The sequence below is a fragment of the Bifidobacterium sp. N5G01 genome, assembly GCF_002742425.1.
In the GTDB taxonomy this organism is placed as follows: Bacteria; Actinomycetota; Actinomycetes; order Actinomycetales; family Bifidobacteriaceae; genus Bifidobacterium; species Bifidobacterium hominis.
The window spans coordinates 47682-67813 of the sequence record NZ_NJNP01000003.1; the positions used below are offsets into that span (position 1 = coordinate 47682).

Sequence of the window (20132 nt, forward strand, 5' to 3'; positions counted from 1 at the left end):
TTGCACGTCCGCTTACATTGTTTGGTTTCCCAGCTGTGCTCGTTTTGCTGCGAGCGCAGCACCGATTGCGCCGATTGGTTTATCGACCGCTGCGATTCTGATTTTCGATGCGATGTCGAGTGTGTTCAGGAATCGGCAACCTTCTGCTCTGCGGCTCAATTCGGCTTGAATGACTTCGATCAGATCATTGCCGGTTTTCGCCATGCCTCCGCCGATGATGATGCGTTGCGGATCATAGGCTTGGGCGACGATTTGGATGACGTCCCCCATGCCGTGCGCCACTTTGCCGAGCACGTCGTTGGCATGCTCGTCTCCTTGTCGTGCTTTGCGGATGAGGTCAGGCATGGGTGGGTTTGCGGAGGTCCAGAGTTTTGCCACGGCTCCGCCGGATGCTACGGTTTCCAAGCATCCTCGCTGCCCGCAGGGGCATGCGAATCCGTTCGGGTCGACGGGAAGATGCCCGATTTCGCCGATGCATCCGCTGTACCCGTGTTCGGCTTGCCCGTCGCGTACGAGCCCTGCGGCCAGACCGGTGCCGAAGTTGAGGAACACCACGGTTACGTTGCCGTCTACGTGCTCCACGAATTCCGTGGCTCCGACCGCAGCTGCGTTCACATCGTTTTCTACGTGAACCGGAACGTGCATAATCTCACTGATGCGTTCGCCGAGTTCCAAGGTTTCGATGCCGAGATTGACAACGTTGCGCACCTGTCCAGTTGCGCAGTTCACCTGTCCTGGAATGCCAATGCCGATGGGCAACGGTTCGTTGGAGAGTGTACGTGCGACGCGCACGATGTCGGTTACAACGTTGTTTTCGCCGGAATGCGATGGCATACGGCAAACGTCGACGACGCGGTCTGTTGCGTCGAGCAGCACACCTTCGATTTTTGTGCCGCCGATGTCGATACCGATGCATCCTTGCTCACGATTATTGCGATGCAGTTTTGCGTCCATTGCATATACCTGCCTGGAATAGGATAGGTGCCCGGATTGCGGTTGTTCCGTTGCTCCGGGCACCCGTGCGCAGCATTTACGCCACGCACGGAGTTAGATGGATACCTGATCAGCCCTTGACCGCGCCTGCCGCAAGACCTGCCTGCCAGTAGCGCTGCAGACCGAGGAAGAGTACGATCACCGGCAGCACGCCGAGCAGTGCACCCATCATCAGCGATCCGCGATCGTTGAAGGTGGCGAGCGATACCATGCCGTACAGGCCGAGCGTAACCGGCTTGAGGGTATCGGAGGAAACCATCAAACGCTGAGTGTGGGATCGCATATCTCTCTCCTTCGTGAGATTATTCCGGCACCTCATCGCGCCGGATAATCACAGCATATATATGCGATTCCTTTTTGTCAAGTTTCCTTACATTTAAATCAGAAGCAAGCTACAAACAATGCCAAAGCATTGCAATTTAGCCAAACATAGAGTATTCACAAAAGACAGAAATGCTTATATTTGCATCACACAACAGTTTTCAGTAATGCTTATTGACAATAAATACACAACGAAGCATCCGCTTGCATCGCGGCAAACTACACTATGTATCAGTCCCACGCAGGAAAGCGAGGACACCGTGAGCGGCACCAGCCAGTGTTCTCCAATTCACATTTGACGGACATCGACTCCCCCATTAAGAGACGCCACTCTGGGAGATAGACACGACCCTGACATTGACTTCATGTTCACACTCAACCAGGGTAAGGTCGAGCGTGAACATGAAGTCAGCTTGAGTCGATCAGAGCTGAATCACGACTCCCTCCCAGCGAGCGAGCTCGCCACGAGCGATCGATTTCACGCCATGCACGGCATCATAAGTGCTGAGCAGCACCTGCGACTCGCCCACGCCATTTCCGAGCAATCGCGCGACCTCCGCCGGCACCCGCGCCGTCCTACCGGTGAGATTGACGACAACAAGAATCGCATCGTCACCGTTGGTACGGGTGAAGGCATACACCTGCTCGCTGTCTGTCGCGACCAGATTCCACTCGCCCGTCGCGACGGTCGCGCTGTTGTGGCGCATGGCGATGAGCCTCTTGTAGAAGCCGTACACGGAATCCGGATCGTCGAACTCCTCGGCGGCGTTGATCTCCACATGGTTCGGATTCACGCCGATCCACGGCTCCGTCGCCGCGTCGGCCGCGGTGAAGCCGGCATACCTGGAAGCGTCCCACTGCATCGGCGTGCGCGAATTGTCCCGTCCGATGAGCGCGAGGGCCGCCATCATCGATTCCGGCGACTGGCACTTGGCCTCCTCCACACGCTGACGGTAGGCGTTGACGGCCTCCAAGTCGCGGTACTGGCCAAGCTCGGTGAAATGGGCGTTGGTCATGCCCAGCTCCTCGCCCTCGTAAATATAGGGGGTGCCGCGGTGCATGTGCAGCAGCATGCCGAACGCCTTGGCGCTCAACTCGCGCGACTCACGGTCAGAGTCGTCGCCCCAACGGGACACGACACGCGGCTGGTCATGGTTACAGAAGAACAGGCTGGCCCAGCCGGCGTTCCTCACGGCCTCCTGCTGTCTGCTCATTCTATCTTGAAGTTTTTTAGGAGCAAAAGCGCGTGTATCCCATTTTGATTCGGGGGATTGATCGACACTGACGTGGTCGAACAAGAACAACATATCGAGTTCCTTGTGGGCCGGATCGGTGATGAACTCGTTGCGTTCCGGAGTGATGCCCGGCGCCTCGCCCACGTTCATGTAGCCCTCGCGGCCCTCGAACACCTCACGGCGCATTTCGGCGAGGAACTCGTCGAGCCGCGGACCATCGGAACAGAACGGGCTCGCGTTCGTGTATCCCTCTTCGCCTATCTCTCCTTCGGATAATTCCGAGCCGACCTCTCCGGGCAGCCGTCCGTGGCTATCGAGATGTTTCGAGATCAAGGTGATCACGTCCATGCGGAAGCCGTCGATGCCGCGATCCATCCACCAGTTCATCATCTCGTACACGGCCTTGCGAACCTCCGGATTCTCCCAATTCAAATCCGGCTGCTTCTTAGAGAATTGGTGGAAATAGTATTCGCCGCGCTCCGGATCGTACTCCCATGCGGAGCCGCCGAAGTAGGAGCCCCACCGGTTCGGCTCGGCGCCCGGGGTGCCCGGCTCGTGGCCCGGCCTGGCGGGACGCCACCAGTACCAGTCGGCGTGCGGGTCGTCCTTGTCGCGGGAGGCCTGGAACCAGGCGTGCTCGTCGGACGTGTGGTTGACCACCAGGTCCATCACGATCCTCAGGCCGCGCCTGTGCGCCTCGGCGAGCAGCTCGTCCATGTCCTCCAACGTGCCGAACAGCGGGTCGATGTCCTGGTAGTCGGAGATATCGTAGCCGTTGTCGTCCTGCGGGGACCTGTAGACCGGGGACAGCCACAGCACGTCCACGCCGAGGTCGGCCAGATAATCGAGACGGCTGGTGATGCCCTTCAGGTCGCCGATGCCGTCGCCGTTCGTGTCTTGGAAGGAACGCGGGTAGATCTGGTAGACCACCGCGTTGGCCCACCATGGGTTCGGGGTCGCGCCGTTGGAACGCACGGCGTCGGGAAGGACGGAACGATTGAAATCAGTCATATCTTGTTTCCTTATTAAATCAAGTTCTTCATCAACGCGATGCTATGGATCCACGTTGCCTATATACGGGATGAATCAATGTTGCTTTTTCCTTTCCCTTTAGAGTTCCATCCATGAGCCGAACAAGCATGCTCATGCCCAGTTGACACAACTCTGCTGGCATTAAGGGAAATTCATCTATCCTCAGACGCTTGCCTATGGAATCTGTATATGTTCCCGCTGAAATCAGCGAAAGATCTTGAGGAATCTTCATTCCACGCTGCCGCGTCGCAGCAACAAGATTATTAAGGAACAATGGGCCGCCTTGAGTCACAATTGCTGTGTTCTCACTCGAGATGAACCTCTCAAGTAGGTTTTCGGCAGCATCGAAATCATCCTCGTCGGTAAACTCTTCATCTATATGAATCTTGTATCGCGCAGCAGCATCATGCATTGATGTCCTGAGTCGAATGAGGTAATTTGCACCTCCATTTCGTTCGTAATCAATCTCCTTCCCCCCTGCAAACAGAATTCTGCTGTGCCCATTACGACAAAGCGTTTGCATGATCATTTCACCCATTTCAATAAAATCGGTATCAATGCATGGCACATTTATTTCATTCATAGGATGTCCAATAGAAATGACCGGAATACTTGAAAGCTGAGCTAATTCAATTCGGGGATCATTCATAGTCACATCCATAAGAGCGACACCATCCACCATCCCAGTATCGATGATAGAGCGAAGCTGCTCATCTCCTGTTTCCTCAGTCAACAGCAACGTTTCATAGCCAAGTTGCCTGGCCGCTTTGAGAAAATTTAGAAAATAAGCACAATAATTGGTATAGCTGGTGGAATCATGGACGGGCGAACTCAGCGCGACGAAATGAGTCTCACCACTCAACGGAGCTGGACCACCGTTTTTCGCCAAGTAACCAAGTTCCCGCGCAGCTTGCAATACTCTCCGACGGGTATTTGCCCCTATGGGACGTTTCCCTGTCATCACATAGGAAACCGTGCTTATGGAAACTCCTGCGAGAGCCGCCACGTCCTTGATTCCAGCCATTGTTATCCTTATTCGTTCACAGTAAAGCCTTGGCTCTTTCCTTGCTCAACGAGCTTGTCCTGCCAAGCCTTCACACCTTCCTTCATTGTGGTCTGTCCCGTGTAAGCCGCCCCGACAGTGTCGGTGAAAACGCTTCGCGCATAAACGTCATAGGGCAGAAATTCGAACTTAGATGTGACACGCTTCGCAGCCTCGGCGAATTCAGCATTGAACTTCTCACCGCCAAAATAATCCACCGTGTCTCCATCGGAGTTCACCATAGTAGTCTGGCTAAGGAATTTATCGTTAGACATGGTCTTCAAATCAGCAGGAAAACCACCTTGGTCCACACGGGACATGATGGCATCAGAATTAGTGCTGGCAAATTCCATAAACTTGTACGCAGCATCCGCATTCTTGGATGACGACATCAGGGCAAGGGAGGAGCCGCCGTACTCAGAACTTACCTTCTCGCCGACGTTCCACGTTGGCATTTGAGCAATTCGCCACTTTCCAGCACCCTCCGAAGCATTGTTTAAAAACATGCCGGGAGCCCATGCAGCAGATATCACGCTCGCAAATTCTCCGGAACCAACTGAACGATACCAATCATCAGAACTATCTTTTGTCTTCGTTTCGATTAGTCCTTCATCAATCATCTTTTGCCAGAAGTCACAGAATTTCTGCACTCCTTTATCAGTAGTGAGTTTGACGGTAACCTTAGTGCCGTCTTTAGATGTGGAATATGGGTGTCCACCTGCTTGCCAGACCATTGCATTGAAGAATCCGGCGTTCCCTGGATCATTAGTAATATATGAACCAATCTGCTTAATCTTCTTTGCATCTTGATAGAACTCATCCCAAGTACTTGGCGGCTCAGAAATGCCAGCTTTGTCAAATACCTCTTTGTCATAGTAAAAAGCCATTGGTCCAGAGTCGACTGGCATACCATACATACCGCCATTGAAATTCACTGCATTCCAAGTACCTGGGGTGTAGAAATCCTTATATTTGGCAGTCCCATAGTCATTCAGATTTTTAAGAGAGCCCTTAATTACATACTCAGGAATCGCATAATATTCAATCATGGCTATATCCGGAATTCCACTGCCAGCTTCCAAAGCATTATTCAGAGCTTTGTATTCATCTTTACCACTACCGGCATTGGTAAATTTGATGACAATGTTAGGGTTTTTCTTCATGAAAACCTTAGCATTAGCTTTAAGATTGTTATCCCAAGCCCAAACATTAACAACCGTCTTACCGCTCCCATCGGGAGTTTCCGACTGAGTTGTTCCACACGCTGCCAATGGAACAACCATCGCCGCAGCACCGCAGAGAGCAATTATTTTTCCTAATGAGAACCTCATTGTTTCCCTTCTTTCTATTGAGCAGCAGTGGCATGATCCTTGCTTTTGGCGCCCTTGCTTGTAGTCTGCATCTTAAAACCGAAGGATTATGACTGACAAATAATTTCGATGATTTCGACGATTTCAATAATCAAGGCACTCACCAGAACAGACACGCGCGGCTGCATCACGCAACGGCCAACACAATTGATGATCCATTGTCTAAAGAACGAGAAAGTCACATTAGCGAATATAGTGCTGTCCCGAGGAATGTGCCGCGTCTAAAAGCACATACATCGTCATATGATCGGACACTTCAACGCTTTACTAAGAAGTCAACACAGACCGGAAAAACCTACAACGTAAATCAACAGCGATGTCGCCAATAACAGCTCTGCTATATATTTCTATCAACAAATTGCCTGGAATATGTGCCAAATTGCAACCCCGGCGGTTCAGCTATCATGCGCTGAACCATCAACTTCGTAGGCCCTCACACGATACAATCGCGCGTGTCTGTTATGGTGAGTGCCTTGATTATTGAAATCGTCGAAATCATCGAAATTATTTGTCAGTCATAATCCTTCGGTTTTAAGATGCAGACTACAAGCAAGGGCGCCAAAAGCAAGGATCATGCCACTGCCGTCCAATAGAAAGAAAGGAAAAAGAATACCATCGGGTGTCCTCGAAGGCATGAACCGTACCGTCCGATCATCGAAATCTGAATTTCTTCAGTCCAACGATCGGGGTGCGATTCATCAAGGCTCCACCGTGGAGTGAAAGTACAGGCGCGAAAGGGATGCTTTCCCATCCACACCTGTTTCACACTCGGAAATCTTTGCGCGGCAATCAAAAACAATCAAAAAATGTCTCGAAGGAGAGAATGATGTCAGCAACGGAAGTTGTTGCCAATATGCCACTGCATTCGGCAACCGTGCGTGTCAATAAACACAAGGCGGATTGGCGTGGTTGGAAGTTTATGTGGCCGTTCGCGTTGGTGTTCGTGTTCGTGTTCGTGATCCCGATCCTGTACGCGGTCTACATCAGCTTCTTCCAGAAGCAGATGATCGGCGGCACGAAGTTCGTGGGAATCAGCAACTACATTCGTCTGTTCCACGACCAGCAGTTCTGGAGCTCAGTCGGCAGGGTCGCGCTGTTCACCTGCGTGCAGGTGCCGATCATGCTGTTCCTGTCGGCGGCGATGGCTTTGGCTTTGGATTCCATGAAGCTGCACGGCGCGAAGTTCTTCCGCATCAGCACGTTCCTGCCGTACGCGGTGCCGGCCGTGGTGTCGACTTTGGTGTGGGGCTTCATGTACGGCGCGAAATACGGTCTGGTCGGCTCCCTGAACGACTGGCTGGGCACGAACCTCGACGTGCTGAGCCCAAGCGTGCTGCTCGCTTCGATCGGCAACATCGTGACCTGGGAGTTCACGGGCTACAACATGCTGATCTTCTACAGCTCGCTGTCCACGATCCCGCACTCGCTGTACGAGGCCGCCAGCATTGACGGCGCGAGCGAATGGCAGATCATCAAGTCCATCAAGCTGCCCGAATTGAAGGGCTCGCTCGCGATCACGGTGATCTTCTCGATCATCGGCTCGTTCCAGCTGTTCAACGAGCCGAGCATTCTGCAGAACATGGTGCCTGGCAACTCGATCACCACGTATTACACGCCGAACATGTACGCGTACAACCTGAGCTTCGCGGGCAACCAGTCGAACTACGCCGCCGCCTTGGCGATCACGATGGCCGTGATCACGATGGCGATCGCGTACGCGGTGCAGCTCAACAGCATGAAGGAGCAGATGAAGTAACGCCTTGGGGCGTACGTCATCTGCATAGGACACGGATTTTTCAAGGAGCATAACAATCATGAGCGATACTGCGATGTCGACGGGGTATATGACTCCCCAAGAGCTTAAAGAGCAGGAACGAGCCGCAAGGAAGGCCGAGAGGGCACGCTTGAAGCGCGTGGAAATGGATGAGAAGGCGGAGCGCAGACGCGCGGCGAAGTCCGGTTTCGCGAACGTGTCGAACCCGAGGCGCAGCAAGCTGCTGACCTTGGTATGCGCGATCTTCGCGGTGTACTGCCTGTTCCCGTTCGTGTACCTGCTGGTCAACGCCACGAAGACGCAGGCCGACTTCACGTCCACGTTCGGTCTGGGCTTCGGCCACACGTTCGCCCTGTGGGACAACATCGTGACCGTGTTCACCTACCAGGACGGCATCTTCGGGCGCTGGCTGCTCAACACGCTCCTGTACGTGGTCGTGGGCGCGGGCGGCGCGACACTGCTGGCCATCATGGGCGGCTACGCGCTGGCGAAGTTCCGTTTCCCGGGCCGCAAGGCCGTGTTCGCGGTCATCATCGGCGCGATCAGCGTGCCGGGCATCGCGTTGGCGGTCCCCCAGTTCCTGCTGTTCGCCAAGCTCAGCCTGACGAACACGCCGTGGGCCATGATCATTCCATCGTTGATCAGCCCGTTTGGCTTGTATCTGATGTGGATCTTCTCCGAGCAGGCGGTTCCGACGGAATTGCTTGAAGCCGCGCGAGTTGATGGAGCTTCGGAGCTCCGCACGTTCTTCCAGGTGTCCCTGCCGCTGTTGGCTCCGGGCATCGTTACGACGGCCCTGTTCACGATCGTGGCGACGTGGAACAACTACTTCCTGCCGTTGATCATGCTGAAAAATTCGAACTGGTATCCGTTGACAATCGGCCTGAACCAGTGGAAGGACCAGGCGAGCACCGCTGGCGGCCAGGCGATCCAGAATCTGGTGATCACGGGCTCGTTGATCACGATCGTCCCGCTGGTCATCGCGTTCCTGTGCCTGCAGAAGTACTGGCAGTCCGGCCTCTCCGCGGGTGCGGTCAAGGAATAATCCATTTCTACGCCACAGCCATGGAACGAAAAGTATGGCCCGTACTACAAGTACGGGCCATACGCATATACATGATCTGGCGGACCTTCCTCACAAATCGCGATAGTTGTTCCCCATTGTGAGACGCACTTCGGCTGCAAAGCTGAAGTAATTCAGATCCATATGGCCGAAGGTGCGGTCTCGTTATGCGTAAAAACAGGAAGCTTTATGGCGGCACAGTTTAAAGTGCTGGCATGGGCACTGCAGACAGAAACGGCGGTGAGACTGTATATGTTCGACGACATCCCAAGGAGGTGAACTAATCTTTCACTGAGAACTATCGAAATCCAGAGCGCGCAAGATTTCGAAAACTACCACGCACTCCTGTTTAGTAATCTTTATTGACAATAAAAATTACATGACACGCTTGCATCGCGGCAAACTACAATATGTATCAGCCCCACACAGGAAAGCGAGGACACCGTGAGCGGCACTCAGACAAAGGCATCACCTTCCGATATTCGAATCAGCAATATCACCGCCGCATTCAAGCAACTATTCCCCGCAACGCAAATATCACGAGCCAACATCGGCAAACTCATCGGACTTTCACGCTTCACCACCAGCGAAGTGACCGGCGAAATGGTCGACAATCGTATTCTGCGCGAACTCGGACCAGACAATCGCGAGGGGCGTGGCAAACGTTCGCAAGTACTCGCCATCGACACTGATTTCTGGCGAATCGTTTCCATCGACCTGTCGAATCCGAAACTCGCCAAAGGAGCGCTGGCGGATCTTTCCGGCAGAATCGTGGACCGCACCGAACTTCCTGCAGACAACGGTTGCAGCGTCGAGGACGTGATCGGCCTGTGCAAGCAGCTCATCGTCTCAACGCCACTGCCGATTCTCGGCATCGGCATCGCCGTGACTGGCATTGTGGAACCCGACGGCGTAGTGCGCAAATCCGTGCACTTGGAGTGGGACGAACTGCCGCTGAAAGCCGAGGTGGAAAACGCCACCGGAGTGCCCACACTGGTAGGCAACGACACCAACGCCGCGCTTGTGGCGGAACGATTCTTCGGCGACTGCTCCCCCAATTCCATGCTCATCTCCATCGGACGAGGCGTCGGTGCCGCACTATGCCTTAACGACGTCATCATCGAAGGTAGCTCCTCCACGGCCGGCGAAATCGCGCATGTGGTAGTCGACCCAAATGGACCGACCTGCGAATGCGGCAAACGAGGCTGCCTTGAATCGTTGGTTTCCGACGACAGATTGCAAGAACGCATCGCGCAGGATCCCGCCTCACGTACGCGCATTCTCGCCGAAGCGGGCGCTCTGCTCGGTCGCGTCATGGCCATACCGACCGGACTGCTGGATCTGCGTGACATTTCGATATACGGGGCGCCGGAAATCGTCAATGCTCAATTCATCGACGCAATGGAAGATGAAATCAGGCGCACCATGACCACGGATTATCAGAAAGCGCCGCAAATTCACCGTTGCAGGCAAGGCGAGGATCTCACATTGCGAGGCCAAGCCACCATCGTAATCCGCACACTAGTTCCGACAATCCACGAACGCGGCTCCCTCATCGGCGACGCATAGCCCCGGCCACCGCTCACTGCCGCGGGTAGGAATCCTCAAAGAAACGGCGCTCGAGATGCACGATGGTGCGGAACACTTCGGCTTCCGAGCCGTCCACCGACGCATACTCGTTGACGAGCGCGATCAGGCGACCCGTCCAAGCGCGGAAATGATCGCCTTCATGCAAATCAACCCAGCCTTTGTGCGCCGGAATCTGCTGAATAACACCCGCATCAATGGTGCGCTTGGCCCAAGCGAGATAGATCCATTCCATGCAGCACAGCGCGGTGATCAGCTCTTCCCACGTTCCCTGAACCAGTTTGGTGAGATATTCGCAATATTCGCGATTTGCCGGAGTTTGCTCGGAATTATTGTATTCTTCATCGGTAATTCCATATTCCTTAAGGAATCCCGTAAAATATGTTGCCTCATTATCAGCAAACCATTGCGATTGTTTTGCCAGCATATCTTTGGTTTCCTGACGTGGCGCAAGTTCAATTGCATGCGCCATGATTCCTTGATTAAAGAATTTGAAATCCTGAATTAAATAAGATTTCAAAATCGATTCCGGAAGCGTATCATCCAGCATTTCATTCACAAAACGTGAATTGATGGCCTGATTCCATTCATCAGCAGCCGACATGTACAGCTGATCGGCCACAGAACCAGGCTCAGCCCCCAGCCATGCATAATCGCCGCTTGCGGACTGTGGTGCTTCTGGAACATGATTCACGGTCATAAGACCCCCTTGATTAGTGCGGCCGACGCGAACTTACCACGCCCCGCTCTGGATCGCTTTGTATAGCGCAGTCATAACGACCGCCGCTTCCAACGTACCGAACGTGCCATCGAAACGCAAGAGGCAGACCACTTCCATGGCCGCCAAGGCCTCCATGACCGCACGCTCAATCTTGGCGAATCATTGCACGAATTTGTTGAGACGGCGATCGTAGGTCAGGAGGCCGTTGAGCTCTTCTTCGACGTCGGAAACCTGCGTGTACACGTAGCCCGCCAATCCGCGTGATTCCAGCGATTCCGCCGAAGCAAGCACGGAACGGACGGCAGCGCGCCAATCCTCAATCGAATCGTATTCGCCATAACCGTAGGCTCGCGAAACCGCTGCATGATCAGCAACCAACTGCGCCAATCCCCCGAATTCCGAAATCATGAACGCACGAACGCCATGCTGCGCCACCGGCAACACCGCATAATGCGCGGCACGACGACGCCTCTTGTGCCTCTTCTCATATTCAGCCACATACCCGCGCAACGGCCCCTTATCAGGGTAGATTTCCAGCGGACGGAAGTAGTTGTGCACACTATGGAAGTCGCCGCAACGCTGATCGTACCAACCGCTTGTAGCGTCAATCGGACGCGTCGGGTCAAGCGCGTGAATGCGTTCCGCCGCATCACATGCGTCGAACTGCCCCCAACCCTCGTTGAAAAGCACCCACGCAACAATCGACGGATGGCCGGCAAGCATGTGCACCATGGCATCGCAGGTGCGCGACCAGTCACGGCGGTACGTCGAATCGTCGGCACCAAGCGCCGCAAAATGCTTCGCCGTGTCGTCGCGGTACTTGTTCCACGTGGTGCGCATGAGCGTCGGCTTGCGATTCGTGGTCCACGCGTTATATTCGCCGCCGCCCGACACCGCATCCTGCCATACGAGCATGCCGAGACGGTCGCAATGGTAGTACCAGCGTGCGGACTCGATTTTGATATGCTTGCGCAACATATTGAAGCCGGATTCTTTCATGGCGGTTATGTCATGAATCAGCGCTTCGTCGCTCGGCGCGGTCAGCAAGCCGTCCGGCCAATACCCTTGGTCGAGCACACCCTTGAGGAACAGCGGTTTGCCGTTGAGATGGAATCGCGCAACACCCTTCAAATCAGGCTTGATCTCAACCGTTCGGAATGCGCAATACGAGTGCACAATATCTTGCTTTTCTTGCGGTTTTTCCTGCTTCTCCTGCTTTTCTTGCGATTTCGCAGCGCCAAATTCCAACGTCGCCGTCACGTCATACAAATACGGATCTTCAGGCGACCATAGGTGCTCGGCCCGCGTTGCGATTTCCGTACGCACCTTGCGCATGCCGGCCGCAAACCGCTCGTCTGTAACAATCGTGCCATCCGCAGGATCCGTTACGACGATACGCAGTTTGGCGTTCGGCTTGTCTCCGCCGATTTCTGCGCGAATGAACAGTCTGCCGTCCGCAGCGCCCTTCAGCGTGAGCGTCTGCATGTACGCCTCCGGCACGATCTCCATCCACACGCTCTGCCAAATGCCGCTTTGTGCGGTGTACCAAATACCCTCGCGCTCGATCTTCTGCTTGCCGCGCATCTGCGTGCCCGAATCGTTCGGATCATACACGCACAACGCAATCTCGAAATCATCATCGGGATCGACGAATGCCGAAATATCAACATCGAACGGCAGATAGCCCCCGACATGCACCCCTGCAAACTGCCCGTTGATAAAGCAGGCGCACACGTAATCAACCGCTTCGAAATGCAGAATCAAACGATTTGCATCCCCGATCTGCCGAACCGCTTCCTCTCCCCCAAGCGTTACAGGGTGCACAATCGTGCGATACCAGATCATATTGTCGGGATAAATCGTTTGATGTACGCCGGAAAGCGCGGATTCCGGCGAAAAGGGCACGAGGATTTTTCCATCGAAGGTTTCAGGAATGGCCGCTTCCTTTACTGCCTGCACCGCTTCGTCACGGGTGAGTACAGTCGTGGATTTGCGCCATTTCGAGCCGTTGTCGCTTTCGGGAATGGATACGATCGCGTAATCCCAGAATCCGTTGAGCATAGTGTGATTGCTGCGCACCATGGTTGGGCGCGGATGTTCGTTCAGGATTGGCGTGCGGCCGTTTTTCAGTTTGCGTTCGCCATCTTTCGTAGGACAGAACGCTTTGTGTGCCGCGTTGGAAGACAGCCATTCGCTGGCGATCTGCTCACCCCACGGCGTCCACAACTGCTGCAGCGGCTCCTGAGAACGCATTTTCGTAGGCGCGGCTTTCAGCACTCGTTTGACGTCCAACATAAGAGTCCTCCCTGCAGCATCGCATTTCCCTCAACTTCCCCATTGTAACGAGAGGAATGGTAAAGAGAGATAGGATTCGCAGATTCGAGATCGATGCAATCCGGATTGCACAATCAGATATGCACAATCAGATATAAAAAAGCCGGTGCAAGAACTTCGTAAGTTCCCGCACCGGCAATCAAGCAAATCATCTGAAATATATCAGCTGAATCAGCCTTCCAGCTTGGCCTTTTCAGCGGCAAGACGAGCCGCTTCAGCCTCACGACGAGCCTTCAGTTCGGAATCGAAGCGGGCAAGCTCCTCTTCAACGGCCTCCGGCGGGATCTTCGCGAAAATCGGATGCGGCTTCGGCACCGGAGCGCCAGCCACGATCGGCTCGGAAGCCCACGGATGCACAGTTTCACCCAGCTTGTAGTCGCCGGTGATGATCGGGTACATGAAGCCCGGCTTGTCGAGATCCTCAACCTCTTCCAAACGCGGCAGCGGTGAGAACGTGCCCGTGCCACCAAGAGCCTCCCACACCTTCTGCGCGGAATGCGGCAGGAACGGGGCCAGCAGGTGGTTCGCGTCAGACACAGCCTGAGCGGCAACGTGCAGTACGGTACCGAGGCGAGCCGGATTGTCCTTGATCTTCCACGGTTCAGTGGCGGAAATGTACTTGTTGATGTCGCCAACCACGCGCATGGCTTCGCTCAGCGCGTTCTTCTGGCGATGGTTCTCGATCAGCGAGCCGACCGTGTCGAACGCGGCCTTGGTTTCGCTCAGCAGAGCGCGATCCTCATCGGTCATTTCGTTCTCGTCGAGCGCCGGAATCTCACCGAAGTTCTTATTCATCAGGTTGGCCACACGGTTGACGAGATTGCCCCAGGAAGCGGCAAGCTCCTCGTTGTTGTGGCGCACGAACTCAGCCCACGTAAAGTCGGAATCGGAGCTTTCCGGACCAGCCACGGAAATGTAGTAGCGCACGGCGTCCACAGGATAGCGGGCGAGAATATCCTTCACATAAATGACAATGCCGCGGGAAGACGAGAACTTCTTGCCTTCCATGGTCATGAACTCAGAAGCCACAACCTGCTCCGGCATGTTCAACGGGCCAAGCTTACCTGTTTCGCCGCCCTTGGATCCCTGGCCGTTATAGCCGAGCATTTCGGACGGCCAGATCTGGGAGTGGAACGTGATGTTGTCTTTGCCCATGAAGTAGTAGCCCGGTGTTGCTGGATCGTTCCACCATGCACGCCACGCCTCCGGATCGCCCTTGCGGCGAGCCCATTCGATGGATGCCGACAGGTAGCCGATCACGGCGTCGAACCACACGTACAGCTTCTTGTTCGGATTGTCGATCCAGCCGGCAACCGGAACGGGAATGCCCCAGTCGATATCGCGTGTGATGGCACGCGGCTTGACTTCCTTGAACAGGCCGATGGAGAAGTTGATGACGTTGGTGCGCCAGCCTTCGCGGGTCTTCAGCCATGCGAGATTGGCTTCGGCGAGCGCCGGCAGGTCGAGGAAGAAGTGTTCGGTTTCCTCAAAACGCGGAGTTTCGCCGTTGATTTTGGAAACGGGGTTGAGAAGCTCGTCCGGGTCGAGTTCGTTGCCGCAGGCGTCGCACTGGTCGCCGCGGGCGCCGTCGGTACCGCAGATCGGGCAGGTGCCTTCGATGTAACGGTCAGGCAGGGTGCGGCCGGTGGACGGCGAGATGGCAACCTTCTGGGTACCCTTGTAGATGTAGCCGTTGGCGAGGCACTGCTTGAACAGTTCCTGCACCACCTGCTCATGGTTGCCGGTGGTGGTGCGCGTGAACAGGTCGTAGCTCAGGCCAAGATCGCACAGGTCCTTGGCGATCACGCGGTTGTAACGGTTGGCGAGCTCCTGGGCGCTGACGCCTTCCTTGTCGGCTTCCACCAGAATCGGGGTGCCGTGCTCGTCGGTGCCAGACACCATTAGCACGTCATTGCCCTTCATGCGCTCGTATCGCGCGTACACGTCAGAGGGCACGCCGAAGCCGGCGACGTGACCGATATGACGGGGGCCGTTAGCATACGGCCAAGCAACATTCACCAAAATATGACTCATGGTGTCTGATTATACAAACCGCCATATCCCGCATTTTCAACCGATTTCAGTAGTCGGATTTTTATTGGATGACTGGCATGCGATCGTTGATTTCGATTGTTTGAATATCTGCCGATTTATTCACATTGTTGCATTGCACAACAATCACTTTTCCACATATCCACAGATTTTCGGGGAAAGTGGCAAGGGAGGAATCTAATCCGCTACTGTACCGGCATGGACACTTCACCACCCCTTCTGGGCAACGACGACCTTCCGGGACCGATGTGCCTGAACCTGTTGGCCTCATCCGGCGCGCTATGCAAGCTCGACAGCGCGAACGCCTACTCAAGCCATGATTCGGACACTTTGTACGGGCGAGCATGCATCATCGCGACGCTACTGCCAAGCCGTTCCGTGGCATGTGCGCGCACCGCCGCATGGGTCTGGCTGGGAGGCGCGTTCCCCGACTCCATCGACATCATCGCGAAAGCCCACTACAGAACACTGCGATACGGGCGAAAAATCAACGTCTTCAACCGCATCGCACCATCCGAGCACACCATTAAGGTCGGCCCGATCACCGTGACCACACCCGTTCGCACCGCATGTGATCTGGCGCTGAACTGTGCCCCCGAAACGGAATCGAAGGTTTCCGAAATCATCTGCATGCTTATGCAGGAATTTCATTTCCGTCCCAACGATTGCATGCAAATCATGGAAGATACGAAGCATATTCGCAACGCTCCGCAGGCACGGAATTACATTCTTGCGATTGACGGCAGAGGTTACGAACACGGGAACCGTAAGGATTACGAAGACCGTAAGGACCGTAAGGACGCTGAATATGTGCGCGGCGCATAGCAGGCACAAGGCGCACGGCAGACGCAAAGCACATGAGCACCGCTGGAGCAAAGCGCGCGAACGTAACATGGGAGGCCCGCACCAATCGGACAACTTCGACAGAGCCCGCGGGCCGTTCGGAATCCTTGAAAAACGCAAGCCGGGTGAAAGCCGCAAAGCGCACCGGGCAACGCGACGGCATGCACGGAATCGCACGCATCGCCATGCGTATCGCACACGCCGCGAACCGCCGCCATACCAGCCCAAGCCACGGCCAAAACCGCTGGTCGACCCGCCATCTCCCCCGATTCCGTTGACGCCGCTGGTGGCGTGCAGTCCCGGCACCCCACAAGACGTGCTCTGGCATATCGCGGAATATGCGCCTCGACTGCGCAAATGGCTGATTGCCAATCCTTCCGCAACACCTGCGATGCTGGAATATCTTGCGCAAGTCGACGGACCGGATGTGGCACGTTCCCTGCAAATACTGCTGGAATCGTTGGAATCGCACACATTAAACGATGCGATTGAGCATGCTGGCTAAGGTAGCGCAATCACAAGTGCCTACAACGCAACAACGCAATCGCAAGTACGCAGCGGGCAATCGCGCGGCAAGCGATCGTCAAACGGCAGACAATGCGAAAGGCTTACTCTTTCATGGCAAGAACCGTGTTGTAGACCTGCTTGCGATTGGCAAGCGAGCCATCCGCAAGGGGGTGCTCGGCAACGACTTGCGAAATCGCGTCTTTGATGCGCAGATTGTCTTCCCGCGCACGGTCGATCGACAGCACCGCCAAGTCTTCTATGCTCAGCGACGTGGGGGCCGCGGCATCGGCCTCCTCTTCGGAAGCGCCGGCAACGACCAACACCATTTCACCGCGCGGAGGTTCGTCGATCACGCTTTGGCGAATCTGCGCGATGGTTCCGCGGCGAATCTGCTCGAAATCCTTGGTAAGTTCACGGCAAAGCGCCATCTTGCGGTTCGGACCGAACACGTCAAGCAGGTCGGCCATGGCATCGTCGATGCGATGCAAAGTCTCGTAAAACACAATGGTGCGGCGCTCCGAACGCAACGTGCGCAAGTATTGCACGCGTTCGGAATGCTTGCGGGGCAGGAACCCTTCGTAGCAGAATCGGTCGGTCGGCAGGCCTGACAGGCACAGCGCGTCCAGTACGGCGGACGGGCCGGGAGCGCAGGTGACGGGCAGGCCGCGTTCGATGGCGCGACGCACAATCGCCAAGCCCGGATCGTTGATGGTCGGCATGCCCGCGTCGGACACGACCAGCACGGTCGCACCGGTTTCCACCTGGTCAAGCAGGCCATCGGACTTGTCTCGCTCGTTATGATCGTGGTAGGCCACCACGCGGCCATTCACACGCACGCCAAGACGGTTGGCGAGCGCATAGAGACGGCGGGTGTCTTCGGCTGCGACGATGTCGGCGCGCTCCAGCAGCGCAATGAGACGTGCGGACGCGTCGGCAGTGTTGCCGATCGGCGTGGCCGCCAGCACGACCGTGCCTTGCGGAACGTTGGTTCCGCGCACGAGAGTGTCAAGTCCCGCATCGCCGGCTGCGTTTTCATCTTCACGTTCGCGCTTGTCTTCGCATTCGCGCTCATTCATGCGTTCCATACCTTCAGCCTATCCAACGCAAAGGAAAACAGCCCTCCCAGCGTCCCAATTCCTCCACTCACTGGAAGAATCACCCCGCCCGCAAGCCCAACACCAACCCAAACCCCCAGTCACTGGAGGAATCTTCCTGCAATTGCATGTTCACGCCACGAGCGCACGCCGTGTATCCTCATTGTCGAGCGAAGTTGACACTTTGCGCCTGTTTGTGCAGATTTGCCACCCGTCGGGCGTTACTAAGCGCTGCATTAGAGGGCCGCTGGTAGGCTGACATTGGTTCCGCAGGCGTGCGGAAGTTCAGGCCAACCGCCAAAGGAAGCCTGAACCACGTAATTTTAAATGTTTAGATGTAAGGTACTCACAGAGAGCATTCCATGGGAATTATCAACTTCTTCATTAACCTGCTCAAGGATCCACGCACCGCGATCGCCGGCTGGATCTCTATGGGCGTCGCCCCTACGCTTGGTTTCATCTTCTTGATCGTGTTCGTCGAAACCGGCGTCGTGTTCTTCCCGTTCCTGCCGGGCGACTCCCTGCTATTCGCCGCCGGCTTCTTCGCCGCGCCCGACGCCCAGACCGGCGTTTCCGCGCTACCGCTGTTCGCGCTGCTGCCCGTGGTCTGGTGCGCGCCGATCATCGGCGACCAGTGCAACTACTGGATCGGCCATTTCTTCGGTCGTCGCATCATCGAATCCGGCAAAGTCAAGGCCATGACCCCTGAACGCCTCGCCAAAACCGAAGGCATGATCGAAAAGTGGGGCCCGCTCGCCGTGTTCCTCGGCCGTTTCTTCCCGTTCATCCGCACGTTCATGCCGTTCATTTCCGGCATTTCCGGCATGCGTTGGAGCCGTTTCACCCCGTTCTCCGTGCTCGGCGGCCTGTGCTGGTCCACCCTGTTCACGCTGCTCGGCTACTTCTTCGGCGGCATTCCGGCCGTGCAGAAGCATTTCGAGCTGGTCATCGTTGCGATTCTCGTGCTGTCGCTGATTCCTACGATCGTCGGCCTGCTCAAGGCTAAGTTCGGTAAGAAGAAAGCCGATACCGCAGCCGTAGAAGCCTGATCTTTCGTCTTTTCTTGGCGAAAACGGCGTCTTTCGATTATTCGGAAGGCGTCGTTTTCGTATGCTTTTCATAGGAATCATGGCAACACGCGACTATCGGGAATTGCATTAGTACAGACCTCGTACTAGAATCACGAGAGTTGTCTTAAGACATGGGGCCGTAGCTCAGTTGGTAGAGCGCTTCGTTCGCATCGAAGAGGTCGCGGTTTCGACTACCGTCGGCTCCACTAAGCCCGCTGCATTCATTCCACCGCAGCGGGCTTTTTCTTTACCCAGACATGTCGGCCACCAACCAGTCAACCCTCGTCAAATACCCCCGAACTCATATATCTGCCATATATAAGCGAGATAGGGCGCAAATTTAGGCTTGAGACGTGCGCTGACGTACGAATGCGTCAAGCGAGGACGCATCGATGCCCTCATACCCCTTGATCGAGGCGAACTGCGGACCTTTGGAATTGTCGATCTGCATGAATCCGGTCTGGCCAATCGTCGTTGCACCGGAATCGACGGCCGAACGCAAGCCAGACATGGAATCTTCGATCGCAATGCAGTACTTCATATCTTCCGGAGCAATGCCCAGACGGCGGCCAGCTTCCAAATACGGGGCCGGAGACGGCTTCTTCTCAACATCGTCGTCGCCACACACGTAGCCTGCGAACGCACCGGCCGGCGCCTGCGCAACCAGATTCTCCGCAAGATGACGCGGCGACGTGGTGACCAGCATCGAAGGAACACCCGCATCACGCAACGCAATCAGCACGTCTTCCGCGCCTTTGATCCACGGAATGCGCTCGAATTCCTTCTGGGCTACGTAATCGATCATGCCTTGGCCAATCTCCTCGATCGACAGCTGGCAACCATGCTCCACCATACGGCGAGCCACATCCGGAACCGGCGTGCCCGAACCCTGCCAGGCAAGCTCCTCATCCCAATACCCGCCATGTGCGGCGGCGATTTTCATCTCCCCCTCATGCCAGTACGGTTCGGAATCGATCAAAGTACCGTCCATATCCCAAAACACAGCCTTGATCATCAGGTTCGACTCGGTCATGATGTTCCTTCCTTACGACCGTCGGACTCGGAGCACCGGATTTGCGTGCGGCGCCGTCCAT

The 20132-nt window shown here is 55.5% G+C and carries 15 protein-coding genes, 1 tRNA gene and 1 pseudogene; 7 read left to right on the forward strand and 10 right to left on the reverse strand.

Annotated elements, in window-relative coordinates; translation table 11 throughout:
• Nucleotides 1-12 precede the first annotated feature (12 nt).
• From CE168_RS05925 to CE168_RS05945, 5 genes and pseudogenes are all read right to left on the reverse strand, one after another.
• Entirely contained in the window at nucleotides 13-954 is a 942-nt protein-coding gene (locus CE168_RS05925) for an ROK family protein (protein WP_099571541.1), read from the reverse strand.
• Between the two features lie 109 nt (nucleotides 955-1063).
• A pseudogene (locus tag CE168_RS05930) lies at nucleotides 1064-1255 on the reverse strand (carbohydrate ABC transporter permease); the annotation flags it as partial.
• 481 nt (nucleotides 1256-1736) lie between these two features.
• Complete coding sequence (locus CE168_RS05935; protein ID WP_099571542.1) at nucleotides 1737-3560, reverse strand: glycoside hydrolase family 13 protein; 1824 nt, start codon at nucleotides 3558-3560, stop codon at nucleotides 1737-1739.
• A 31-nt stretch (nucleotides 3561-3591) separates the two neighbouring features.
• Entirely contained in the window at nucleotides 3592-4605 is a 1014-nt protein-coding gene (locus tag CE168_RS05940; RefSeq protein WP_039199446.1) for a LacI family DNA-binding transcriptional regulator, read from the reverse strand.
• Nucleotides 4606-4613: 8 nt separating this feature from the next.
• Entirely contained in the window at nucleotides 4614-5954 is a 1341-nt protein-coding gene (locus CE168_RS05945) for an ABC transporter substrate-binding protein (protein WP_099571543.1), read from the reverse strand.
• 865 nt (nucleotides 5955-6819) lie between these two features.
• Here CE168_RS05945 and CE168_RS05950 point away from each other — a divergent pair.
• The 3 genes from CE168_RS05950 to CE168_RS05960 all read left to right on the forward strand — a co-directional run bounded on the left by CE168_RS05950 (nucleotide 6820) and on the right by CE168_RS05960 (nucleotide 10399).
• Nucleotides 6820-7749, forward strand: coding sequence for a carbohydrate ABC transporter permease (locus CE168_RS05950; RefSeq protein ID WP_374110568.1), 930 nt, complete (start codon nucleotides 6820-6822; stop codon nucleotides 7747-7749).
• Between the two features lie 58 nt (nucleotides 7750-7807).
• Nucleotides 7808-8812 (forward strand): carbohydrate ABC transporter permease, encoded by a 1005-nt coding sequence (locus CE168_RS05955; protein ID WP_099571545.1) that lies wholly within the window; start codon nucleotides 7808-7810, stop codon nucleotides 8810-8812.
• Between the two features lie 462 nt (nucleotides 8813-9274).
• Nucleotides 9275-10399, forward strand: coding sequence for an ROK family protein (locus tag CE168_RS05960; protein ID WP_099571546.1), 1125 nt, complete (start codon nucleotides 9275-9277; stop codon nucleotides 10397-10399).
• A 13-nt stretch (nucleotides 10400-10412) separates the two neighbouring features.
• Here CE168_RS05960 and CE168_RS05965 read toward each other — a convergent pair whose 3' ends face one another.
• The 3 genes from CE168_RS05965 to metG all read right to left on the reverse strand — a co-directional run bounded on the left by CE168_RS05965 (nucleotide 10413) and on the right by metG (nucleotide 15506).
• Complete coding sequence (locus CE168_RS05965; RefSeq protein ID WP_099571547.1) at nucleotides 10413-11117, reverse strand: TenA family protein; 705 nt, start codon at nucleotides 11115-11117, stop codon at nucleotides 10413-10415.
• Nucleotides 11118-11297: 180 nt separating this feature from the next.
• On the reverse strand, nucleotides 11298-13433 hold the full coding sequence (locus tag CE168_RS05970) for a glycoside hydrolase family 2 protein (RefSeq protein ID WP_099571548.1): 2136 nt from the start codon (nucleotides 13431-13433) through the stop codon (nucleotides 11298-11300).
• Nucleotides 13434-13643: 210 nt separating this feature from the next.
• A complete protein-coding gene (gene metG / locus CE168_RS05975; protein WP_099571549.1) occupies nucleotides 13644-15506 on the reverse strand; it encodes a methionine--tRNA ligase in 1863 nt (620 codons plus the stop codon).
• 216 nt (nucleotides 15507-15722) lie between these two features.
• Here metG and CE168_RS05980 point away from each other — a divergent pair, with 216 nt between their 5' ends.
• Together CE168_RS05980 and CE168_RS09355 are read left to right on the forward strand one after the other, a co-directional pair.
• The gene (locus CE168_RS05980; RefSeq protein ID WP_099571550.1) at nucleotides 15723-16349 is read left to right on the forward strand and encodes a hypothetical protein; all 627 of its coding nucleotides are present in this window, start codon (nucleotides 15723-15725) and stop codon (nucleotides 16347-16349) included.
• A gap of 67 nt (nucleotides 16350-16416) precedes the next feature.
• Complete coding sequence (locus CE168_RS09355; protein WP_442861945.1) at nucleotides 16417-16872, forward strand: variant leucine-rich repeat-containing protein; 456 nt, start codon at nucleotides 16417-16419, stop codon at nucleotides 16870-16872.
• 103 nt (nucleotides 16873-16975) lie between these two features.
• Here the strand turns inward: CE168_RS09355 and rsmI are convergent, their stop codons facing one another.
• Nucleotides 16976-17959, reverse strand: coding sequence for a 16S rRNA (cytidine(1402)-2'-O)-methyltransferase (gene rsmI, locus CE168_RS05990; protein ID WP_099571551.1), 984 nt, complete (start codon nucleotides 17957-17959; stop codon nucleotides 16976-16978).
• Nucleotides 17960-18330: 371 nt separating this feature from the next.
• On the opposite strand from rsmI, the gene CE168_RS05995 reads away from it, so the two are divergent.
• Nucleotides 18331-19017, forward strand: coding sequence for a DedA family protein (locus CE168_RS05995; protein WP_099571552.1), 687 nt, complete (start codon nucleotides 18331-18333; stop codon nucleotides 19015-19017).
• Between the two features lie 154 nt (nucleotides 19018-19171).
• Nucleotides 19172-19244 (forward strand) — tRNA-Ala (locus CE168_RS06000).
• Between the two features lie 134 nt (nucleotides 19245-19378).
• On the opposite strand, the gene CE168_RS06005 is transcribed toward CE168_RS06000, so the two are convergent.
• Entirely contained in the window at nucleotides 19379-20071 is a 693-nt protein-coding gene (locus CE168_RS06005; RefSeq protein WP_099571553.1) for an HAD family hydrolase, read from the reverse strand.
• Between the last annotated feature and the right edge of the window lie 61 nt (nucleotides 20072-20132).